18 protein-coding genes and 2 tRNA genes are annotated in these 21,649 nt (G+C 56.0%); 16 read left to right on the top strand and 4 right to left on the bottom strand.

From position 1 onward, the window contains the following. Window positions 1–18: 18 nt before the first annotated feature. Window positions 19–327, bottom strand: a complete 309-nt coding sequence (locus tag RX972_RS16860; protein WP_027900317.1) for a YhbY family RNA-binding protein — start codon at window positions 325–327, stop codon at window positions 19–21. Between the two features lie 104 nt (window positions 328–431). Between RX972_RS16860 and rlmE the strand changes: the two genes are divergently transcribed. The 16 genes from rlmE (at window position 432) to RX972_RS16780 (ending at window position 16,415) form a co-directional block, all read left to right on the top strand. Continuing rightward, complete coding sequence (gene rlmE, locus RX972_RS16855) at window positions 432–1,082, top strand: 23S rRNA (uridine(2552)-2'-O)-methyltransferase RlmE (RefSeq protein ID WP_316877280.1); 651 nt, start codon at window positions 432–434, stop codon at window positions 1,080–1,082. 191 nt (window positions 1,083–1,273) lie between these two features. Then, complete coding sequence (ftsH, locus tag RX972_RS16850; RefSeq protein WP_027900319.1) at window positions 1,274–3,184, top strand: ATP-dependent zinc metalloprotease FtsH; 1,911 nt, start codon at window positions 1,274–1,276, stop codon at window positions 3,182–3,184. 8 nt (window positions 3,185–3,192) lie between these two features. Further along, a complete protein-coding gene (gene folP, locus RX972_RS16845) occupies window positions 3,193–4,044 on the top strand; it encodes a dihydropteroate synthase (protein WP_231675973.1) in 852 nt (283 codons plus the stop codon). 18 nt (window positions 4,045–4,062) lie between these two features. Beyond that, window positions 4,063–5,400, top strand: coding sequence for a phosphoglucosamine mutase (gene glmM, locus RX972_RS16840; protein WP_049826944.1), 1,338 nt, complete (start codon window positions 4,063–4,065; stop codon window positions 5,398–5,400). A 66-nt stretch (window positions 5,401–5,466) separates the two neighbouring features. Beyond that, window positions 5,467–6,222 carry a triose-phosphate isomerase gene (tpiA, locus tag RX972_RS16835; RefSeq protein ID WP_122396376.1) on the top strand — a complete coding sequence of 252 codons (756 nt, stop codon included), beginning with the start codon at window positions 5,467–5,469 and terminating at the stop codon, window positions 6,220–6,222. A gap of 4 nt (window positions 6,223–6,226) precedes the next feature. Next, entirely contained in the window at window positions 6,227–6,607 is a 381-nt protein-coding gene (gene secG / locus RX972_RS16830; RefSeq protein WP_027900323.1) for a preprotein translocase subunit SecG, read from the top strand. A 43-nt stretch (window positions 6,608–6,650) separates the two neighbouring features. After that, window positions 6,651–6,736: transfer RNA gene (locus tag RX972_RS16825), tRNA-Leu, on the top strand. Between the two features lie 96 nt (window positions 6,737–6,832). Next, window positions 6,833–6,909, top strand: a tRNA-Met gene (locus tag RX972_RS16820). Window positions 6,910–7,047: 138 nt separating this feature from the next. Continuing rightward, window positions 7,048–7,506: a ribosome maturation factor RimP gene (gene rimP, locus RX972_RS16815; RefSeq protein WP_027900324.1), complete on the top strand. Its 459-nt coding sequence runs from the start codon at window positions 7,048–7,050 to the stop codon at window positions 7,504–7,506. Window positions 7,507–7,565: 59 nt separating this feature from the next. Next, complete coding sequence (gene nusA / locus RX972_RS16810; RefSeq protein ID WP_027900325.1) at window positions 7,566–9,047, top strand: transcription termination factor NusA; 1,482 nt, start codon at window positions 7,566–7,568, stop codon at window positions 9,045–9,047. Window positions 9,048–9,074: 27 nt separating this feature from the next. Continuing rightward, window positions 9,075–11,591 carry a translation initiation factor IF-2 gene (gene infB, locus RX972_RS16805; RefSeq protein ID WP_316877270.1) on the top strand — a complete coding sequence of 839 codons (2,517 nt, stop codon included), beginning with the start codon at window positions 9,075–9,077 and terminating at the stop codon, window positions 11,589–11,591. 160 nt (window positions 11,592–11,751) lie between these two features. Beyond that, window positions 11,752–12,165: a 30S ribosome-binding factor RbfA gene (rbfA, locus tag RX972_RS16800; RefSeq protein ID WP_027900327.1), complete on the top strand. Its 414-nt coding sequence runs from the start codon at window positions 11,752–11,754 to the stop codon at window positions 12,163–12,165. A gap of 3 nt (window positions 12,166–12,168) precedes the next feature. Beyond that, a complete protein-coding gene (gene truB / locus RX972_RS16795) occupies window positions 12,169–13,086 on the top strand; it encodes a tRNA pseudouridine(55) synthase TruB (protein ID WP_099268114.1) in 918 nt (305 codons plus the stop codon). 142 nt (window positions 13,087–13,228) lie between these two features. Then, a complete protein-coding gene (gene rpsO / locus RX972_RS16790; protein ID WP_002555121.1) occupies window positions 13,229–13,498 on the top strand; it encodes a 30S ribosomal protein S15 in 270 nt (89 codons plus the stop codon). 171 nt (window positions 13,499–13,669) lie between these two features. Continuing rightward, on the top strand, window positions 13,670–15,775 hold the full coding sequence (gene pnp / locus RX972_RS16785) for a polyribonucleotide nucleotidyltransferase (RefSeq protein WP_027900330.1): 2,106 nt from the start codon (window positions 13,670–13,672) through the stop codon (window positions 15,773–15,775). 289 nt (window positions 15,776–16,064) lie between these two features. Beyond that, window positions 16,065–16,415 (top strand): BON domain-containing protein, encoded by a 351-nt coding sequence (locus tag RX972_RS16780; RefSeq protein ID WP_099268112.1) that lies wholly within the window; start codon window positions 16,065–16,067, stop codon window positions 16,413–16,415. A 435-nt stretch (window positions 16,416–16,850) separates the two neighbouring features. On the opposite strand, the gene RX972_RS16775 is transcribed toward RX972_RS16780, so the two are convergent. The 3 genes from RX972_RS16775 to RX972_RS16765 all read right to left on the bottom strand — a co-directional run bounded on the left by RX972_RS16775 (window position 16,851) and on the right by RX972_RS16765 (window position 21,286). Further along, window positions 16,851–17,159: a DUF2845 domain-containing protein gene (locus RX972_RS16775; protein ID WP_099268111.1), complete on the bottom strand. Its 309-nt coding sequence runs from the start codon at window positions 17,157–17,159 to the stop codon at window positions 16,851–16,853. Between the two features lie 9 nt (window positions 17,160–17,168). After that, window positions 17,169–20,147 (bottom strand): DUF748 domain-containing protein, encoded by a 2,979-nt coding sequence (locus RX972_RS16770; RefSeq protein WP_316877217.1) that lies wholly within the window; start codon window positions 20,145–20,147, stop codon window positions 17,169–17,171. Window positions 20,148–20,269: 122 nt separating this feature from the next. After that, on the bottom strand, window positions 20,270–21,286 hold the full coding sequence (locus RX972_RS16765) for a class I SAM-dependent rRNA methyltransferase (RefSeq protein ID WP_099268109.1): 1,017 nt from the start codon (window positions 21,284–21,286) through the stop codon (window positions 20,270–20,272). Window positions 21,287–21,649: the final 363 nt, after the last annotated feature.

Raw genomic sequence — 21,649 nt, 5'->3', positions numbered from 1 at the left:
CGGCCCTGGCTGTTTGCATCAAACTGCGCGGTGGACGTTTGAGAGCTGCTTGTTTACCTTTGGGTTCTTGCGGTAGATCAGCGCCATTTTGCCGATGACCTGCACAAGATCCGCAGATCCGGCCTTGCACAGTTCGGCAATGGCTTGAAGGCGGCTTTCGCGATCCAGGATGTTGAGTTTGATCTTGATCAGCTCGTGATCGCTCAGTGCGCGCTCCAGTTCGGCGAGCACACCTTCGGTCAAACCATTGTCAGCCACGATCAATACCGGTTTCAGGTGGTGGCCAATGGATTTGTACTGTTTCTTCTGCTCTTGAGTGAGCGGCATAATCTGACCTCTGCGTCTGATCTTGTAAAAAGCGGCGGCCAGTTTACCCGAGCGAGTCCGGGACCGCCCACTTAATCACGACTCGATTATTTTTGAGGTGCCCCGTGGCCCGTTCCAAGACAAGCCATAACTGGCTCAAAGAACACTTCGACGACAAATACGTCAAAATGGCGCAAAAGGACGGCTATCGTTCGCGCGCCAGCTACAAGCTGCTCGAGATTCAGGAAAAGGACAAAATCATCCGTCCAGGCATGACCGTAATTGACCTGGGCGCGGCCCCTGGAGGCTGGTCGCAGGTGACCAGTCGTCTGATTGGCGGTCACGGTCGGTTGATTGCGTCAGATATTCTGGAGATGGACAGCATCCCTGATGTCACCTTTATTCAAGGGGATTTCACTGAAGATGCAGTGCTGGCGCAAATTCTGGAAGCGGTCGGTAATACACAGGTAGACCTTGTGATTTCCGATATGGCCCCCAATATGAGTGGATTGAGCGCTGTCGATATGCCTCGCGCAATGTTTCTTTGCGAGTTGGCACTCGATCTTGCAGGGCGTGTTTTGCGGCCGGGTGGTGACTTTCTGATCAAGGTTTTCCAAGGGGAAGGCTTTGATATGTACCACAAGGACATCCGCAAGCTGTTCGACAAGGTTCAGATGCGCAAGCCTTCTTCATCGCGTGATCGTTCCCGCGAGCAGTATTTGCTGGGGCGTGGTTTCCGCGGAATTGAAGGGTCGGCAAGCGTTGAGCGCCTTTGAGGTGCAGCGATAGATTTTTTTAAATGGCCTTGTCGATGCAGCATCACCGAGCATCGTGTAGTCAAAGTTTCACAAAGGGTTACAGACGGTGCCTGCCACATCTGCGGGTTCTGTAGTAAGTTAGGCCGGTGAATATCATGCGAGGCACGCTCTGCGTGGAGCTTGCTTCAGAGGGTAGCTAATTGAACGATATGGCAAAGAATTTGATCCTGTGGTTGATCATCGCGGCTGTCCTTGTGACGGTGATGAACAACTTCTCCAGCCCTAACGAGCCGCAGACCCTCAACTATTCCGAGTTCATCCAGCAGGTGAAGGATGGCAAGGTCGAGAAAGTTGCAGTGGATGGCTACGTCATTACGGGCAAACGTACTGATGGCGACTCCTTCAAGACCATTCGTCCGGCTATTCAGGACAATGGCCTGATCGGCGATCTGGTCAACAACAACGTGGTTGTTGAGGGCAAGCAGCCTGAGCAGCAGAGCATCTGGACTCAGTTGCTGGTAGCCAGCTTCCCGATTCTTGTGATCATCGCTGTCTTCATGTTCTTCATGCGCCAGATGCAAGGTGGTGCGGGAGGCAAGGGCGGTCCGATGAGCTTCGGCAAGAGCAAGGCGCGCCTGCTCTCTGAAGATCAGGTCAAGACGACATTGGCTGACGTCGCGGGTTGCGATGAAGCCAAGGAAGAAGTGGGCGAGCTCGTTGAGTTCCTCCGTGATCCGGGCAAGTTCCAGCGTCTGGGTGGCCGGATTCCTCGCGGCGTACTGATGGTGGGTCCACCGGGTACCGGTAAAACCTTGCTGGCCAAGGCCATTGCGGGCGAAGCGAAGGTCCCGTTTTTCACTATTTCCGGTTCTGACTTCGTTGAAATGTTCGTGGGTGTCGGCGCAAGCCGCGTTCGCGACATGTTCGAACAGGCCAAGAAACACGCTCCTTGCATCATCTTCATCGACGAAATCGACGCTGTAGGTCGTCATCGTGGTGCTGGCATGGGCGGTGGTCACGATGAGCGTGAGCAGACTCTTAACCAGTTGCTGGTCGAGATGGATGGTTTCGAAATGAATGACGGCATCATCGTCATCGCCGCGACCAACCGTCCTGACGTACTGGACCCGGCTTTGCTGCGTCCAGGTCGTTTCGACCGCCAGGTTGTGGTTGGCTTGCCCGACATCCGTGGCCGTGAGCAGATCCTCAAGGTTCACATGCGCAAAGTGCCGATGGGCGACGACGTCAACGCGGGTGTTATCGCCCGTGGTACGCCTGGCTTCTCTGGTGCCGACCTTGCCAACCTGGTCAACGAAGCATCGCTGTTCGCTGCCCGTACTGGTAAGCGCATCGTTGAGATGAAAGAGTTTGAGCTCGCTAAAGACAAGATCATGATGGGCGCTGAGCGCAAATCCATGGTCATGTCCGAGAAAGAGAAGCGCAACACGGCTTATCACGAAGCGGGTCACGCAATCGTGGGTCGTGTGGTGCCAGAGCATGATCCGGTTTACAAAGTGTCGATCATCCCTCGTGGTCGTGCGCTGGGTGTCACCATGTTCCTCCCTGAGGAAGATCGTTACAGCCTGTCCAAGCGTGCTTTGATCAGTCAGATCTGCTCGTTGTATGGCGGTCGGATCGCTGAAGAGATGACCCTTGGGTTTGACGGTGTTACCACTGGCGCTTCCAACGACATCATGCGGGCCAGTCAGATTGCCCGGAACATGGTGACCAAGTGGGGTCTGTCCGAGAAGCTGGGTCCTCTGCTGTACGGTGAAGACGAAGACCAGGGCTACCTGGGTCGTGGCGGCGGTGGCTCAAGCAGTGGTTTGTCGGCTGATACCTCGCGCTTGATCGACTCCGAAGTTCGCAGCATTATCGATCAGTGCTACGGCACCGCCAAACAGATCCTCACCGACAACCGTGAGAAGCTCGACGCGATGGCAGATGCGTTGATGAAGTACGAAACGATTGATGCTGAGCAGATCGACGATATTATGGCTGGCCGTACTCCGCGCGAACCGCGCGATTGGGAAGGTGGTTCGGGTACTCCTGGTACTCCGGTAACACCTCCGGATGTTCGTCCGGAAGCCCCGATCGGTGGTCCTGCTGCTGAACACTAAGGCCTGACATGAATCCTGTGCTGTACCCGACCCGGTTGCCTTGCGGCAACCGGGTTCTTGATTTGTCCCGTACGCATGTTATGGGCATTCTCAATGCAACTCCTGATTCCTTCTCCGATGGCGGTCGCTACACCCATCTCGATGCCGCCCTGCGGCATGCCGAAGCGATGGTTGCTGCGGGTGCCACGCTGATTGATGTCGGCGGCGAATCAACTCGTCCGGGCGCGCGTGCCGTATCGCCCACTGAAGAGCTTGAGCGCGTGGCTCCTGTCGTGGAGGCGCTGAATCGCGAGCTGGACGTTATCATCTCGGTGGACACCTCCACGCCTGCTGTCATTCGTGAAACCGCTCGGCTGGGGGCAGGGTTGATCAATGACGTTCGCTCATTGCGTCGTGATGGTGCGCTGGATGCGGCGGCTGCGACCGGGCTCCCTGTGTGCCTGATGCACATGCGTGGCGAGCCTGGCGATATGCAGGATGATCCTCGTTATGACGATCTGGTCGCTGAAGTCGGTGCGTTTTTGCGCGAACGGATGGATCGGTGTGGTGTTGCGGGTATTCCTGAAGAGCGCATCATTCTGGATCCGGGTTTTGGTTTTGCCAAAAGCCTCGATCACAATCTGAGCCTGTTCAAGCATATGCAGGAATTGCATCTGCTGGGCCGCCCGCTATTGGTTGGTGTCTCGCGCAAGAGCATGATTGGCGGTGCGTTGGGGCGTCCGGTCGGCGAACGTCTGTTTGGTGGTCTTGCTCTCGCCGCGTTGGCGATGACCAAGGGCGCAAGAATTCTACGTGTGCATGATGTGGCCGAAACGGTCGATGTCGTGCGGATGATTGCCGCGGTTGAAGCGGCGCAATAAGAATACGGAGCATCCATGATTACCAAGAAATATTTCGGAACCGACGGCATTCGTGGTCGAGTGGGGCAATTCCCTATTACTCCCGAATTCATGCTGAAACTCGGTTGGGCAGCAGGCATGGCGTTTCGACGTCTTGGCGCCTGCCGCATTCTGGTAGGCAAGGACACGCGAATCTCCGGGTATATGTTCGAGTCGGCGCTTGAGGCGGGTCTGTCTGCCGCTGGCGCCGATGTGATGCTGTTGGGGCCGATGCCTACTCCTGCCATCGCTTACCTGACGCGCACTTTTCATGCGGAAGCCGGCATCGTGATCAGCGCTTCGCATAACCCGCACTACGATAACGGCATCAAGTTCTTCTCGGGTCAGGGCACCAAATTGCCCGACGAGATCGAGTTGATGATCGAGGAGTTGCTCGATGCGCCGATGACCGTCGTTGAGTCGGAAAAGCTGGGCAAGGTTTCGCGTATCAATGACGCTGCGGGCCGTTATATCGAATTCTGTAAAAGCAGCGTGCCGACCAGCACCGATTTTGCCGGCCTCAAGCTGGTGGTCGACTGCGCCCATGGCGCGACCTACAAGGTGGCGCCAAACGTCTTCCGTGAGCTGGGCGCTCAAGTGACCGTTTTGTCTGCTCAGCCCAATGGCCTGAACATCAATGAAGACTGTGGCTCCACGCACATGGGGGCACTGCAGGCTGCCGTGCTCGCCGAGCATGCAGACCTCGGCATTGGTTTCGATGGAGATGGCGACCGCGTCTTGATGGTTGATCACACGGGCGCTGTTGTTGATGGTGACGAGTTGTTGTTCATCATTGCCCGTGATCTCCATGCGCGTGGCCGCCTGCAAGGTGGCGTCGTGGGTACGCTGATGAGCAATCTGGGGCTTGAGCTGGCTCTGGCTGATCTGGATATCCCGTTTGTTCGCGCGAACGTGGGTGATCGTTATGTGATTGCCGAGCTTCTGGAGCGCAATTGGCAGATCGGTGGTGAGAACTCCGGTCACGTCGTCTGCTTCCAGCACACCACTACCGGGGACGCAATTATTGCAGCGCTGCAGGTTCTGCTTGCGCTGCGTCGCAACGGAGAAAGTCTTGCGCAGTCGCGTCAGGCGCTTCGCAAGTGCCCGCAAGTATTGGTCAACGTCCGGTTTTCGGGCGGTGTTGATCCGGTCACGCACCCCGCTGTCAAAGAGGCTTGCGACCGAGTAACGGCAGCCATGGAGGGTCGCGGTCGCGTGTTGCTGCGCAAGTCCGGGACCGAGCCACTGGTGCGCGTGATGGTTGAAGGCGAGGACGAAGTACAGGTTCGCGGTTACGCCGATGAGCTCGCAAAACTGGTTGCTGAAGTTTGCGCCTGATTTCGGCTTGCCAGTGTTGAAAGTGTTGGGTAACATCTGCGCCCACTTTGACCGACGAGGTACAGCATGCGTCGCCCTATGGTAGCTGGTAACTGGAAGATGCACGGTACCCGCGCCAGCGTCGCTGAGCTGATCGAGGGCCTTGCAGAGCAGGTCCTCCCAAGCGGTGTTGATGTGGCGGTGTTTCCGTCGAGCCTGCACGTAAGCCTGGTGGTTGAAGGTTTGCAGGGCAAATCAATTTCTGTGGGTGCGCAGAACTGTGCGCATGAAGCAGGGCAGGGTGCCTTGACCGGCGAAGTTTCGTCGAGTCAATTGGCTGATGCAGGTTGCAAGCTGGTACTTGTCGGTCACTCGGAGCGTCGCCAGATTATGGGCGAGAGCGATGATGTGCTGATTCGCAAGTTCGCTGCAGCTCAGGCAAGCGGCCTTACGCCGGTGCTGTGTATCGGCGAAACCCTCGAAGAGCGTGAAGCTGGCAAAACGCTTGAAGTGGTTGGGCAGCAGCTCGACAGCATCATCGTAGCGCTGGGCGTCAATGCTCTTGTGAATGCAGTAATCGCTTACGAGCCAGTCTGGGCCATCGGCACCGGGCTGACCGCTTCGCCTCAACAGGCGCAGGACGTGCACGCAGCCATTCGTGCACAGTTGGCGAAAGAGAATGCTGAGGTCGCACAAGGCGTGCGACTTCTTTATGGCGGCAGCGTGAAGGCGGCCAATGCGGTCGAACTGTTCGGCATGCCGGATATCGATGGGGGGCTCATTGGTGGTGCCTCCCTGAATGCAGCTGAGTTCGGTGCGATTATTCGCGCCGCGGGAAACTGAAAAAATGCTGGAAACAGTCGTAGTCGTTTTTCATCTGTTGGCCGCTCTGGGCGTTGTTGTCCTGGTTCTGCTGCAGCAGGGTAAGGGTGCGGACGCTGGCGCGTCTTTCGGAGCAGGTGCATCAAATACTGTCTTCGGAAGCCAAGGTTCCTCTACCTTTCTTAGTAAGTTTACTGGTATACTCGCCGCAGCTTTTTTCATAACCAGCTTGGGGTTAGGTTACTTTGCTAAAGAGAAAGCTCATGAGCTGACTCAGGAAGGTTTGCCAGATCCAGCGGTAATGGAAGTGAAGCAAAAACCGGCAGCAGATGATGTTCCGGTGCTCGAAGGGCAAAAGCCAGCGGTTGTTCCAGCTGACGTACCTCAAGCTCCCGAGCAGAAGTAAGGTTTCAACAGGCAGTGATGTTCGAGGCTGCCAAAGATGTATTGCCGAGGTGGTGGAATTGGTAGACACGCAACCTTGAGGTGGTTGTGCCCATAGGGTGTAGGGGTTCGAGTCCCCTTCTCGGTACCAATTATCAGGAGAGCCCGCTGTTGCGGGCTTTCTTGTAGGTGGAAGGTTACATTGACCCTGCAAGGGATCGGTCGTATACTTCCGCCCCAGCTTTGTCGCGGGGTGGAGCAGTCTGGTAGCTCGTCGGGCTCATAACCCGAAGGTCGTCGGTTCAAATCCGGCCCCCGCAACCAGTTTAAGGAGCCCCTTTTAAGGGGCTTTTTGTTAGCTGGACACTTTCAACGCCGCTGTTCGACGGCGTTTCAAGGATGGGCGTTTCGCCCATTTTTTTATTTTGCATAGCATGCACATACATGCACGAGGGGGTTCAGGTGTCGAGCAAGCTAGAAGAGTTGCAGGCCTTGCTGGCCCCGGTGGTCGTGGCCCTGGGCTATGAATGCTGGGGTATTGAGTTTTCAGCTCAAGGTCGCCACTCAATGTTGCGCGTTTATATCGATAAAGAGGGCGGTGTGCTGGTGGACGATTGCGCCATCGTGAGCCGTCAGATCAGCGGTGTTCTTGATGTTGAAGATCCGATCTCCGTTGAATACACCCTTGAAGTTTCCTCGCCTGGCATGGAACGCCCACTGTTCACTATTGAGCAGTTCGCAAAATTTGCCGGTGAACAAGTGAAGATCAAGCTGCGTTCGCCTTTCGAAGGACGACGCAACTTTCAGGGCCTTCTGCGTGGTGTAGAAGAGCAGGACGTTGTGGTGCAGGTAGAAGACCACGAGTTCCTGTTGCCGATCGATATGATCGACAAGGCCAACATTATTCCCACGTTTGACTGATACGTGCCAAATACTGCGGATCCCGCGGATCCAATGGCTTGCGAAAGGCGAGGCGTACGATGAGCAAAGAAGTACTGCTGGTTGTTGAGTCGGTGTCCAATGAAAAGGGCGTTCCGGCAGATGTGATTTTTGAAGCGCTTGAGTTGGCCCTGGCCACCGCGACAAAAAAACGTTTTGAAGATGAAGTTGAGCTGCGTGTAGAGATCAACCGTCAGACGGGTAACTACGAGACTTTCCGTCGCTGGACAGTAGTCGAAGATGAAGATCTTGACGATCCAGCGTACGAGCTGGCTGTCGATCAGGCTCAAGAGAAAAGGCCAGGTGCCGTAGCCGGTGACCTGATCGAAGAAAAAATCGAATCCATCGAGTTCGGCCGTATCGCCGCGCAGACTGCCAAGCAAGTTATTGTGCAGAAAGTTCGCGAAGCCGAGCGTGCGCAAGTGGTTGACGCCTATCGTGAACGACTGGGCGAAATCATCTCCGGCACTGTCAAGAAAGTTACCCGCGACAACGTTATCGTTGACCTGGGCAACAATGCCGAAGCGCTGCTGGCTCGTGAAGACATTATTTCCCGCGAAACCTTCCGTGTAGGTGTCCGTCTAAGGGCTCTGCTGAAGGAAATTCGCACTGAAAACCGTGGTCCCCAGCTGATTCTGTCGCGTACAGCGCCAGAGATGCTGATTGAGCTTTTCCGCATTGAAGTGCCGGAAATCGCTGAAGGTCTGATTGAGGTGATGGCTGCCTCTCGTGACCCGGGCTCACGTGCAAAAATCGCTGTTCGCTCCAAGGACAAACGAATCGACCCGCAAGGTGCCTGTATTGGTATGCGTGGTTCGCGAGTTCAGGCTGTTTCGGGCGAACTGGGTGGCGAACGAGTGGATATCGTCCTGTGGGATGACAATCCGGCTCAATTCGTCATCAACGCGATGTCCCCGGCTGAAGTGGCGGCAATCATCGTAGATGAAGACGCCCATGCAATGGACATCGCGGTCGGTGCCGACAACCTGGCTCAGGCCATTGGTCGTGGCGGTCAGAACGTGCGTCTGGCCAGTCAACTGACCGGTTGGACCCTGAACGTAATGACCGAATCGGACATCCAGGCCAAGCAGCAAGCAGAAACCGGAGACATCCTGCGCAACTTCATCGACGAGCTGGAAGTCGACGAAGACCTGGCGCAAGTGCTGGTAGATGAAGGCTTCACCAGCCTGGAAGAGATTGCCTATGTACCGGTGGAGGAGATGCTCAACATCGACGGCTTTGACGAGGAAACCGTCAACGAGCTTCGTGCTCGGGCCAAGGATCGTTTGTTGACCAAAGCCATCGCTACAGAGGAAAAGCTGGCAGACGCCCATCCGGCCGAAGACCTGCTCTCGCTTGAGGGTATGGACAAGGATTTGGCGATGGAACTGGCGGTGCGCGGCGTAATTACCCGCGAAGACCTGGCCGAGCAGTCTATTGACGATCTGCTCGACATCGACGGCATTGATGATATTCGTGCCGGCAAGTTGATCATGGCCGCCCGAGCCCACTGGTTCGAGTAATTAGGCGCGGCCTGAGGAGAGAAGTGCATGACGCAAGTCACGGTGAAACAACTGGCCGATGAGGTCAAAACACCGGTAGAGCGCCTGTTGCAGCAGATGCGTGAGGCAGGTCTGCCGCACACCGCCGCCGAAGAAAAGGTGACTGACAGTGAGAAGCAATCTTTGCTGACTCACTTGAAAAGCAGTCACAAGGCGAAAGTGGAAGAACCACGCAAGATCACGCTGCAGCGTAAAACCACCAGCACCCTGCGTGTTGCTGGCAGCAAAAGCATCAGCGTTGAAGTACGCAAGAAGAAAGTATTCGTGCAGCGCAGCCCGGAAGAAATCGAGGCCGAGCGCAAGCGCGAGCTTGATGAACGTCGCGCCGTAGAAAATGCTGCTCGTCAGAAGGCTGAAGAAGAAGCCAAGCGCCGCGCCGAAGAAGAAGCGCGTAATCAGCCTTCAGCGCCAGCACCTGCTGCCTCTGAAGCCGTAGCTGCGCCAGCTCCGGTTACCCAGCCTGTTCAGGAAGCACCTGCTGCACCTGCTCCGGCACCGGTTGCCGAAGTGCGCAAGCGTGACGAACAGCGTCGCCCGGACAAACCGCGCAGCGATGATCGCAATGCTCGTGGTGGTGACGGCGATCGCAAGAACGCCCCGCATCGCGCCTCTGTTAAAGAGAAAGCGCCAGCGCCACGCGTTGCACCGCGTACCACTGACGAAGAAAGCGATGGCTTCCGTCGTGGTGGTCGTGGCAAGGCCAAGCTGAAGAAGCGTAACGCTCACGGCTTCCAGAGCCCAACCGGTCCTCTGGTTCGTGACGTGAAAATTGGTGAGACCATCTCTGTCGGCGACCTGGCACAACAAATGTCGGTCAAGGCAGCTGAGATCATCAAGTTCATGTTCAAGCTGGGCACCCCAGCCACCATCAACCAGGTTCTGGATCAGGAAACTGCCCAACTGGTTGCTGAAGAACTGGGCCACAAAGTGACCCTGGTCAGCGACACCGCCCTGGAAGATTCCCTGGCAGAATCGCTGAAGTTCGAAGGTGAGACGTTCTCCCGTGCTCCGGTTGTGACCGTAATGGGCCACGTTGACCACGGTAAGACTTCCCTGCTCGACTATATCCGTCGTGCCAAGGTTGCTGCTGGCGAAGCCGGTGGTATTACCCAGCACATCGGTGCTTACCACGTTGAAACCGAACGCGGCATGGTCACGTTCCTCGACACCCCGGGTCACGCTGCGTTTACCGCAATGCGTGCTCGTGGTGCCAAGGCGACTGACATCGTGATTCTGGTCGTTGCTGCTGACGACGGCGTGATGCCACAGACCATCGAAGCCGTGCAACACGCCAAGGCTGCCGGTGTTCCGCTGGTAGTTGCCGTGAACAAGATCGACAAGCCGGGCGCTGACCTGGACCGCATCCGCAGTGAACTGTCGGTTCACGGCGTGACGTCCGAAGAGTGGGGCGGTGAAACACCGTTCGTTTCGGTCTCCGCGAAGATGGGTACCGGTGTTGACGAACTGCTCGAAGCCGTACTGCTGCAGGCTGAAGTTCTGGAACTGACTGCAACTCCGTCGGCTCCTGGCCGTGGTGTTGTTGTTGAATCGCGTCTCGACAAGGGCCGTGGTCCAGTCGCTACTGTTCTGGTTCAGGACGGTACGCTGCGTCAGGGCGACATGGTCCTGGTCGGTTCGAACTATGGCCGTGTTCGCGCCATGCTCGACGAGAACGGCAAGCCAATCAAGGAAGCAGGTCCATCCATTCCGGTCGAGATTCTCGGCCTGGACGGTACACCGGACGCTGGCGACGAGATGAGCGTAGTGGCTGACGAGAAGAAAGCCCGTGAAGTGGCTCTGTTCCGTCAAGGCAAGTTCCGCGAAGTCAAACTGGCCCGTGCTCACGCTGGCAAGCTGGAGAACATCTTCGAGAACATGGGGCAGGAAGAGAAGAAGACGCTTAACATCGTCCTCAAATCTGATGTCCGTGGTTCCCTGGAAGCTCTGCAGGGCGCATTGAACGGCCTGGGTAACGACGAAGTGCAAGTGCGCGTAGTCGGCGGCGGTGTCGGTGGTATCACCGAGAGCGACGCTAACCTGGCGCTGGCTTCCAACGCTGTACTGTTCGGTTTCAACGTGCGTGCCGATGCTGGCGCTCGCAAGATCGTCGAGCAGGAAGGTCTGGATATGCGTTACTACAACGTGATCTACGACATCATCGAAGACGTCAAGAAAGCCCTTACCGGTATGCTTGGCAGCGATGTTCGGGAAAATATCCTGGGTATTGCCGAAGTGCGTGACGTGTTCCGTTCGCCGAAGTTTGGCGCGATCGCTGGTTGCATGGTCATCGAAGGCGTTGTCTTCCGTAACCGTCCGATTCGCGTACTGCGTGAAGACATCGTTATCTTCGAAGGCGAGCTGGAATCCCTGCGTCGCTTCAAGGATGACGCTTCCGAAGTTCGTGCCGGCATGGAATGCGGTATCGGCGTCAAGAGCTACAACGACGTCAAAGTCGGTGACAAGATCGAAGTCTTCGAGAAGGTCCAAGTGGCTCGCAGCCTCTAAGTCGCGAGCTATAGGAGCCATGGCAGGTCTTCGCATGCAAATGCCGCAGACCCTGTCATGGGCTCAACACGCAACGCCCGGTCCGACATCTGTCAGGCCGGGCGTTTGCCGCTTTCAGACCGCGAGGGTTTCGCCCCCGGTCAGTATCAGGTAGCAAAACATGGCAAAAGAATATAGCCGTACCCAACGCATTGGCGATCAGATGCAGCGTGAGCTGGCTCAACTGATCCGTCGCGAAATCAAGGACCCGCGTGTCGGTCTGGTCACCATCACTGCGGTTGATGTAAGCCGCGACGTGGGTCACGCCAAGATTTTCATGACTGTCATGGGGCAGGACAGCGCAGAAGAAATTTCGCAGACCATCAAGGTGCTGAATTCCGCTGCAGGCTTCCTGCGGATGCAACTGGCCCGTGAAATGAAACTGCGCAGCGTGCCTCAGTTGCACTTCCACTACGACGAAAGCGTCGTGCGTGGTGCGCACCTGTCGGCCCTGATCGAACGTGCAGTTGCCGAAGACGGCCAGCATGCCGGTGACGCGCCGCAAAGCACCAAGCCAGCAAGCAACGAGGAATAAGGCGTGGCTCAGGTCAAGCGCATTCGTCGTAACGTCAGCGGGATCATCCTGCTCGACAAACCGCTGGGCTTCACTTCCAACGCGGCTTTGCAAAAGGTGCGTTGGTTGCTCAATGCCGAGAAAGCCGGCCACACCGGTAGCCTCGACCCCTTGGCCAGTGGCGTCCTGCCGTTGTGCTTTGGTGAGGCCACCAAGTTCTCGCAATACCTGCTCGATTCAGACAAGTCCTACGAAACCCTGGCGCAATTAGGTAAAACCACGACTACCGGCGATGCCGAAGGTGATGTTTTACAGACGCGTCCGGTGACCGTTGGTCGTGCCGATATCGAGGCGGTTTTGCCGCAATTTCGCGGTGAAATCAGTCAGATACCACCCATGTACTCTGCGCTCAAGCGTGACGGGCAGCCGCTCTACAAGCTCGCTCGTGCCGGGGAAGTAGTGGAGCGCGAACCGCGTTCTGTTACTATTGCGCGCCTGGAATTGCTCGAAAGTGACGCAGACACTGCACGCTTCTCGGTCGATTGCAGCAAAGGTACATATATACGTACCCTGGTAGAAGACATTGGTGAGAAACTGGGTTGCGGTGCTTATGTCGCGCAACTGCGTCGTACACAGGCCGGACCTTTCAGCTTGACCCAGACGGTCACCCTGGAAGAGTTGGAGCAAGTGCACGCCGACGGCGGTAACGAAGCGGTTGATCGCTTCCTGATGCCATCGGACAGCGGTTTGCAGGACTGGCCGTTATTGCAGTTTTCGGAACACAGTTCGTTTTACTGGTTGCATGGTCAGCCAGTAAGAGCACCGGACGCGCCGCAGTTCGGCATGGTTCGGGTGCAGGATCACAATGGTCGCTTCATCGGTATCGGTGAAGTGAGCGAAGACGGGCGGATCGCGCCACGTCGTTTGATTCGGTCAGAATGACCGAACCTCGGGTCATGTGAATGATCCGGGAGAGGATGGCTGTTAACAGGCACGGTCATTCCTCATCTTTTAATACAAGGGTTTGCCCTTGGCCTGTTGAAACCGCTCTTCGGAATGGTTTCCTGATAAAAGGATTGCCCACATGGCACTCAGCGTTGAAGAAAAAGCTCAGATCGTAACCGACTACCAGCAAGCTGTTGGTGATACTGGTTCGCCAGAAGTGCAAGTTGCACTGCTGACCGCCAACATCAACAAACTGCAAGGCCACTTCAAGGCCAACGGTAAAGATCACCACTCGCGTCGTGGTCTGATCCGTATGGTAAACCAGCGTCGTAAGCTGCTGGATTACCTGAAAGGTAAGGACGTTAGCCGTTACAGCGCCCTGATCGGTCGTCTGGGTCTGCGTCGCTAATAACGACTCGGATAGAGGTTGGTTGTCTGTCGTTGTCTTACCGTTTTTCGGTAAGGCTGGCAGGCTCCCAGCCTCTAGTTGTATCTGGACAGTCGTGGGGCCGATTCCCCGCACCGCCCAAGAATTCGCAAGAAACCAGTTCCCCAAGAGCCACAAAGAAGGTAGGAAACCGTGAACCCGGTAATCAAGAAATTTCAATTCGGTCAATCGACCGTAACCCTCGAGACTGGCCGTATTGCCCGTCAAGCTTCAGGTGCTGTATTGGTCACCGTTGACGACGACGTCACCGTACTTGTGACTGTGGTCGGCGCCAAGACAGCAGACCCAAGCAAAGGCTTCTTCCCACTTTCCGTGCACTACCAGGAAAAAACCTACGCTGCAGGTAAAATCCCTGGTGGCTTCTTCAAGCGTGAAGGCCGTCCTTCCGAAAAAGAAACCCTGACTTCCCGTCTGATCGACCGTCCGATCCGTCCGCTGTTCCCGGAAGGCTTCATGAACGAAGTGCAGGTTGTCTGCACCGTCGTTTCCACCAGCAAGAAAACCGATCCGGACGTCGCTGCGATGATCGGTACTTCGGCTGCTCTGGCAATCTCCGGCATTCCTTTCGATGGCCCGATCGGCGCAGCTCGCGTTGCTTTCCACGAAAGCACCGGCTACCTGCTGAACCCGACCTACGAGCAACTCAAGGCTTCGAGCCTGGACATGGTTGTAGCCGGTACCGAAGAAGCCGTTCTGATGGTTGAGTCGGAAGCCAAAGAGCTGACTGAAGACCAGATGCTGGGCGCAGTACTGTTCGCCCACGACGAGTTCCAGTCGGTGATCAAGGCTGTTAAAGAACTGGCCGCTGAAGCTGCCAAGCCTACCTGGGCCTGGACGCCGAAGCCTGAAGCCACTTCGCTGCTGAGCGCTATCCGCGCTGAGTTCGGCGACGCGATTTCCCAGGCTTACACCATCACTGTAAAAGCTGACCGTTACGCGCGTCTGGGCGAGCTGAAAGATCAGATCGTTGCCAAACTCGCTGTAGAAGAAGGCAGCCCGTCTGCCAGCGAAGTCAAAGCAGCTTTCGGTGAAATCGAATACCGCACCGTTCGTGAGAACATCGTTAACGGCAAGCCACGTATCGACGGTCGCGACACTCGCACTGTACGTCCGCTGAACATCGAAGTCGGTGTTCTGCCGAAGACTCACGGTTCGGCTCTGTTCACCCGTGGCGAAACTCAGGCACTGGTTGTTGCCACTCTGGGTACCGCACGTGACGCGCAGTTGCTCGATACCCTGGAAGGCGAGAAAAAAGACCCGTTCATGCTGCACTACAACTTCCCTCCGTTCTCGGTGGGCGAGTGTGGTCGTATGGGCGGTGCTGGTCGTCGTGAAATCGGTCACGGCCGTCTGGCGCGTCGTTCGGTTCAGGCCATGCTGCCTGCTGCTGACGTGTTCCCGTACACCATCCGTATCGTTTCGGAAATCACCGAGTCCAACGGTTCCAGCTCCATGGCTTCCGTTTGCGGTGCTTCCCTGGCGCTGATGGACGCTGGTGTACCGATGAAGGCACCTGTTGCCGGTATCGCCATGGGTCTGGTTAAAGAAGGCGAGAAGTTCGCCATCCTGACCGACATCCTGGGCGACGAAGACCATCTGGGCGACATGGACTTCAAAGTAGCCGGTACCGCTAAAGGTGTTACCGCGCTGCAGATGGACATCAAGATCAAAGGCATTACCGAAGAAATCATGGAAATCGCTCTGGGCCAAGCCCTGGAAGCGCGCCTGAACATCCTCGGTCAGATGAACCAGATCATTGGTCAGTCGCGTACCGAGCTGTCGGAAAACGCTCCGACCATGATCGCGATGAAAATCGATACCGACAAAATCCGTGATGTTATCGGTAAAGGTGGCGCGACCATCCGTGCGATCTGTGAAGAGACCAAAGCTTCGATCGATATCGAAGACGACGGCTCGATCAAGATCTTCGGCGAAACCAAGGAAGCGGCTGAGGCAGCACGTCAGCGCGTTCTGGGTATCACTGCTGAGGCCGAGATCGGCAAGATCTATGTGGGCAAGGTTGAGCGCATCGTCGACTTCGGCGCATTCGTCAACATCCTGCCTGGCAAGGACGGTCTGGTTCACATCTCCATGCTGAGCGATGCTCGCGTTGAGAAAGTGACTGACATCCTGAAAGAAGGCGAGGAAGTCGAAGTGCTGGTACTGGACGTCGACAACCGTGGCCGCATCAAGCTGTCGATCAAAGACGTTGCTGCTGCGAAAGCATCGGGCGTCTGATCTGTCGATCAGCAAGTAACAGAAAAGGGATCCTTCGGGATCCTTTTTTTATGTGTGTAATTAAGTAGTTACGGAACTTTCTTGTGAGGCGGGCAAAGCATGCATCTTGCACGCGAAAGTAGTGACGAGCGGGCAATCTGCACGATTCCGAAATTCAGGTGTTTTTATAAGTGTCTGATTTTATTGGCTTTTAAGGCTGTTTCATTCTTGGCACAGCGCTTGCGATATATACCAGTAACCCTGCTGCCACTTGCTGGCGCAGTTTCTGAGAAAAACAGGAGTTACTCGTATGAAGAAGTTCGCTATTGCTGCTGCCACCGCTACTGCACTGACTCTGACTATGGCCAACGCTGCCTTCGCTCAGACCGCCGCTACCCCAATGGTTGTAGCTGCTAACACCACTACTCAAGAAGTGAAAGAAGATACTTCTGACACTTGGATCACCACTAAAGTCAAAGCTGACCTGCTGACTGAAAAAGGCATCCCAGGTTCGGACATCAAGGTTGAGACCAACAAAGGTGTGGTTTCCCTGTCCTCCATGGTCAAAGTGACCGAAGCTCAGAAAAACACTGCCGTCGCTATCACCAAGAAAATCAAAGGTGTTAAAGACGTATCGGCTGCAGGCCTGAAAGCTGAGTAATCAGACATTCATCGCTGAACGAGTAAAGGGATTGGCGGGTGGCCTGGATGGGTAACCGCTGATTCTGGAAAGGTTCATGCGAAGGACTACAGGGATGTGGTCATTAAAAGCCCCGGCGGAAACGTCGGGGCTTTTTCTATGGTTCTGAAATACAGCTCTGCAATTTAAATCCATTACCTGTAGGAGGTCGCTCAGTGTTCCTGACACAGCGCTGTCGCGCAGCAAATGGGGACCTGTAGGAGCGCGCTTGCCCGCGATGGGATCTGGTCAGGGAGCGCATTTTTCGCTGACGCACCGCAGGCCTGCAGAAAAAAAATTTAAATTCGAGCAGTTATTTTATGGTTGGTGAGAGCTGCCGAAGGCTGCGATGCATTCATCCTGATGCAACGTCATCGCAGCCTTCGGCAGCTCCTACAAGATTAGAGGGTGTTCCCTTCAATTCCCGCGCTTGCTGTCTATTCTTACCAGCCGACCACCTTCAAAGCGCAGGTACTGATACATGCCGTGGTCCGGCCCGTAGATCCATTCTTCAATCTTCACCTCTTCGGACTGGCGGTAATTACCGCTGAAGGTCTCCTTGGTGCCGATGACTTCCTGGCTGACGGGCATACCGCATTTCTGCTGCACCTCGAACGCACGGTCACCCGCGCTAATGAGTTGGCTGCCGCAGCGCAAAGTAGAAGCCTGAGCTGAAGCCGACAGTGCCGCCAGCACTGCGAAACATGAAATCAAATAAATGCGCATAGCGTTAAGTTACTCACTGTCCAGATGCAATGGACTGATCACGCTGCCATCTTTCTCTGCCTGACCAAGCCTGGCATCGACGAAATAGACGCGCTCGTCTTCAAGTTTGCCTTTGTCCACAAGGTAATCCTTGATACTGCTGGCACGATTCTGCCCGAGCTCTCGCAACAGTACCTCGTTGCCGCTCCAGAACTGAATAATCTCCGCGCGCATCTTGTTGGAGCGCTCTTCCTTGCCCAGATCCGCCCATTGCGCTGGCGGCTGCTTCTTCAGACGGGCGCGGTAAATGCCTTCCAGCATCGGCGCTTTTTCATTGTCTGGCACATTAACCATGCCTGCTCTGGCCGGAACCTTGTCGCCGCGGCGCTGCAGGATCTTGTAGTACGTGTACTGGTATTCGCGTTCAAGACGCTGCTGGGCGAGGAACGGGCCATCGCTGCTTGCTGCGCTGGTACCTTCAATCTCAAGACGCAGGGTAGGGCGCTCATTGAGCGCTGCTGCGAGCTTATCCAGCGCTTTCTGAGTATCAGGGCTGAGGTCGGTGGCCCCCGGCGCAAATCTGATGCTGCTCAGGTCCTCCGAGCCTCCGCCACTGACCAACCCGCCAATGAAGTTGAACGGTGCTGCTGCCGCGCGTACCACCAGGTTACGCAGGGTCTGCCAGACAATCGGCATGACGCTGAACTGCGGGTTGTTCAAATCGCCTGATACCGGCAGCTCAATGGATATCCGTCCATTGACGTCTTTGAGCAGCGCAACGGCCAGACGCAGGGGAAGGTCCACGGCATCCGGGCTGTCAACCTTCTCGCCCAACTCCAATTGCTCGACCACTACCTTGTTTTCAGCCTTCAGCTGGCCTTTGGTGATCTTGTAATGCAGGTCCAGATTGAGTCGGCCTTTGCGGATGCGATACCCGGCGAACTTGCCCGAGTAAGGTGTCAGTGTGGTCAGCTCCACGCGTTTGAAGCTGGTGGCGATGTCCAGCGCAGACATCGGGTCAAACGGGTTCAGGCTGCCTTTGATGGTGACTGGCGCATAACGGTCAACCTTACCGTTCACGTTTACAGTGGCAGGATTGGACTGGCGATTATCCAGCGTGCCGATGCGTCCATTGAGTTGTTGAACGGCGGTGGCGAAGTTCGGTGTCAGGCTGAAGTCGGCAAAGTTGGCCGAGCCGTCATTGATATTCACCTCACCGATACGAATGCCCAGCGGCTTTTCCTTACGGGCTGAAGCGCTGGTTTTGGCGACTGGCTTTTTGTCTTCCGGTTGCGGGATCAGCAGGTCATCGATGTTGGTCGTCCGGTCGTTGTTGATCATGAAGCGGGCGTAAGGCTGCTCCAGATTGACCTTGGCAATGTTCAGACTGTCGCCGTGCTCATAATTGAGGCCTTCCAGCGTGAGCTTTTGCCACTTGAGGAAGTCACGTTTTTTCTGCGTATCCAGCGTGTGCAACTGTTCGACTTGCGCCTTGCCATTGATGTTGAACGCCAGTGGCTCGGTGCTTTTAAGATTGACTGCCAGATCGCTACCCAGCATACCGCTGCGAAGTTCCAGCTGAATAAACGGGCTGATATAAGCCTGAGCAATACGTAGATCGATATCTTTAGCAGTGACCTGCAGCTTTGCGCTGACCGGGTTCAGATTTACGTCGCCCGCAGCGGTAAGCTTGCCCTGCTTGCCGACGCCGGTATCGAGCTTCAGGGTAAACGGTGATTTGTTCAGGCTGTCGAAGTTCTGCATGTCCAGATTGAGCGGACCCACGTCCAGAGCGACCGGTTCTTTCTGGCTACGGTCTGCAAGGTGAACCTGATAGTCACGCAGTTGCACGTCTTTGAGCAGTACTTGCCACGGCTTGGAAGGCGCAGCGGGTTTGGCAGTCGGTGGTTGAGCGTCGGCTGTAGCCGGTGCCGGTGCAGCCTTGTCGTCCACCGCAACTTTCTGTGCAGACGAGGCTGTTGATTTGGCAGCAGGTTTGGCGGGCTGGCTGGCGAATAGCTTTTGCCAGTCCAGTTGACCATCAGCCTCCAGCGCTGCCCAGGTTTCCAGTCGGGTGCTGCGGATCTTTCCGACAGTGACCAATTGTTTAGCCAGGTCGACGGAGCTCTCGGTTACTTCAAGACGCTGCAAGCGCGCCAGTGGGCGTCCATCCGGAGCGTCAATGCTGAGCGGCGCAATGCTTAGCGCAGTGTCAGTCAGCTTGAGTTCGGTTTCTTTCGAAAGATTGAGCGAATAGGCCGTACTGAAATTGAGTATACCGTCCTTCAATACCAGCGGCAGGGCATCACGTACATAAGGCCACCAGAGCTTCATCTTGCTGTCAGTGACTTTCAAAGTGCCTTCGGAAGTAATTGGAATCAGGCTTATACGTCCGACCCAATCAATCTGGCCGCCATCCGGGCCTGCGGCGACCAGTGTCATATCCGCATTGTCTTCAGGCAATGTGCTGAGGTTTTTCAGCTCAAAATTCAGTTTGTCGTAAAGGAACTCAATCGGTTCGCTGGGGCGCATGTCTTGAAAACGCACGTAACCGTCGGCCAGTTTGATCTGGTCGATGCGCAGCGGGAAGGGCTTGCTGGCGGGTTCCTCGGCAGCAGCAGGGTCGCTCGGCGGCAGCTTGAATAGCTGAGTCAGGTTCAGCGCGCCGTTTTTATCGAATAACAGCTCTGTCTTGGGCTTGATCAACTCAATAGCCTGCAAGTGCAGGGCGCGGGTCCACAGGCTATCGATCTGCAGATCGGCGTAAAGCTTTTCAAAACCAACCTGTTCTTTGCCCGGTGCGCCGATATTCAGGCCCCACAGGGTCAGTTCCAGGCTGTAGGGGTTGAATTCAATGCGCTCCAGGCGTGCCGGAACGGTGGAATAGTTCTCCAGTTGCTGGTTGGCAATGCGCAAACCAACACCGGGCAAAATCAGAAAGCCCAGAATGCTATAGAGTCCGAAAACGACCAGAAGGGTACCAATCGCGCGTATCAATCCTTTGGACATGTGAGGCGTCGTCTCTCTTTATCGGACTTTATGGGAGCTCCTTGGAGTATGGCATGCCAATCTGGTTCCGAAGGCACCGCCTCTCCATGTTGTGGGATATTTCCCTAAACTCTGTACGGCAATCAGAGATGCAAGATCAGGGTCTTCAGCGGTGGCTGATTGTCCATTGAAGGGAAGTCTGCAGCGGGCGGCATGACCTGCCAATCGCGGACCGGGCGCCCGATCTTGGTTGCGCAGCGCAATACCTGCTCGCGCCAATCATCCATGCTGACTTTTGCCAGATTGTTGCAGCAGATCAATACGCCATTGTCGGCGGTGGTCAGCAGCGCAGGCTTGAGCAGGCTTTGATAATCGCGCAGCAAGTCCACTGTGCCGAAAGCGCTTTTCGCCCATGCAGGTGGGTCGAGCAGCACCAGATCGTACTGACGCTGTTCAAGCTTCACGTAATCGGGCAGTTTGTGTCCGCGTCGCTGGGTGATGGGCAAGCCTGCCAATTGGCGGATCGCCGGAAAGTAGTCGGACTGAATGAACGACATGCCTGGCAGCTGCGGATTAAGTGCACCGTTTTCACGACCCACTGCCAGGTTGCCTTCGGCGAAGTCCAGGTTGCACACCTCGCTGGCTCCGCCCGCCGCAGCGCTCAGGCCAACACCGCAGGTATAAGCGAACAGGTTGAGCACGCTTTTGCCTTTACTGTGCTGCTTGACCCAGCCCCGGGTGTTTCGCAGGTCGAGAAACAGCAACGGGTCCTGCCCGGCATGCCGCCCGCGCACACGATAATTGAGACCCCATTCGTGGCCAATCAGGTCTTCCAGTGCTGCTGGTTCGGCCTTGTAGACGGCGTCTTCGCGATCAATCCGCGAGTTGCCTTGGGAGCGGTCGTTGTAAACCAGCAGTAAATCCAGGCCAAGCCGGGCGTTTACGGCGGCATGCAGCTCAAGCAAGGCATCGCGCTCCAGACGTGTATGGAAGCTTTGCACCAGCAGTTGCGGGCCGTAACGGTCGAGGGTCAGACCGCTCGCGCCTTCCTGGCTGCCGTGGAACAGCCGGTAACAGTCCGTACCTTGCTGATGCAGCTCAGCAAGCAGCGGTTGACGGTTATCGAGGGCGACGCTGAGCGCCTGAATCAAGGAAGACATGCAAAGCGCCTAGGCAGGATGTAGGCGCGGCAGTTTATCAGGTAAGGCCTGATTTCAGGTTGTGAATGCAATCCTTGTGGGAGCAGGGCTTGCCCGCGATGCATGTGTCGCAGTTCGCAGGCAGACCGGGTTTTCGTTTATCGTCGGAATGCCGCCCAGACCAAGCTCTGCTCCCAAAATTCGTATTCCAGGTCAGAGGTTTTGATTACCGCGCCAACGCCAGCGACACGCCCTGACCACCGCCGATACACAGCGTCGCAAGGCCCAGGATGTAGGCGCGACAGTTTCAGGTAAGGCCTGATTTCAGGTTGTGAATGCAATCCTTGTGGGAGCAGGGCTTGCCCGCGATGCATGTGTCGCAGT

The organism is Pseudomonas syringae group sp. J309-1 (genome assembly GCF_032582135.1).
Classification (GTDB): Bacteria; Pseudomonadota; Gammaproteobacteria; order Pseudomonadales; family Pseudomonadaceae; genus Aquipseudomonas; species Aquipseudomonas quasicaspiana.
The sequence above is the reverse complement of the archived record's forward strand: the minus strand, read 5'-3'. Positions and strand labels throughout refer to the sequence as shown.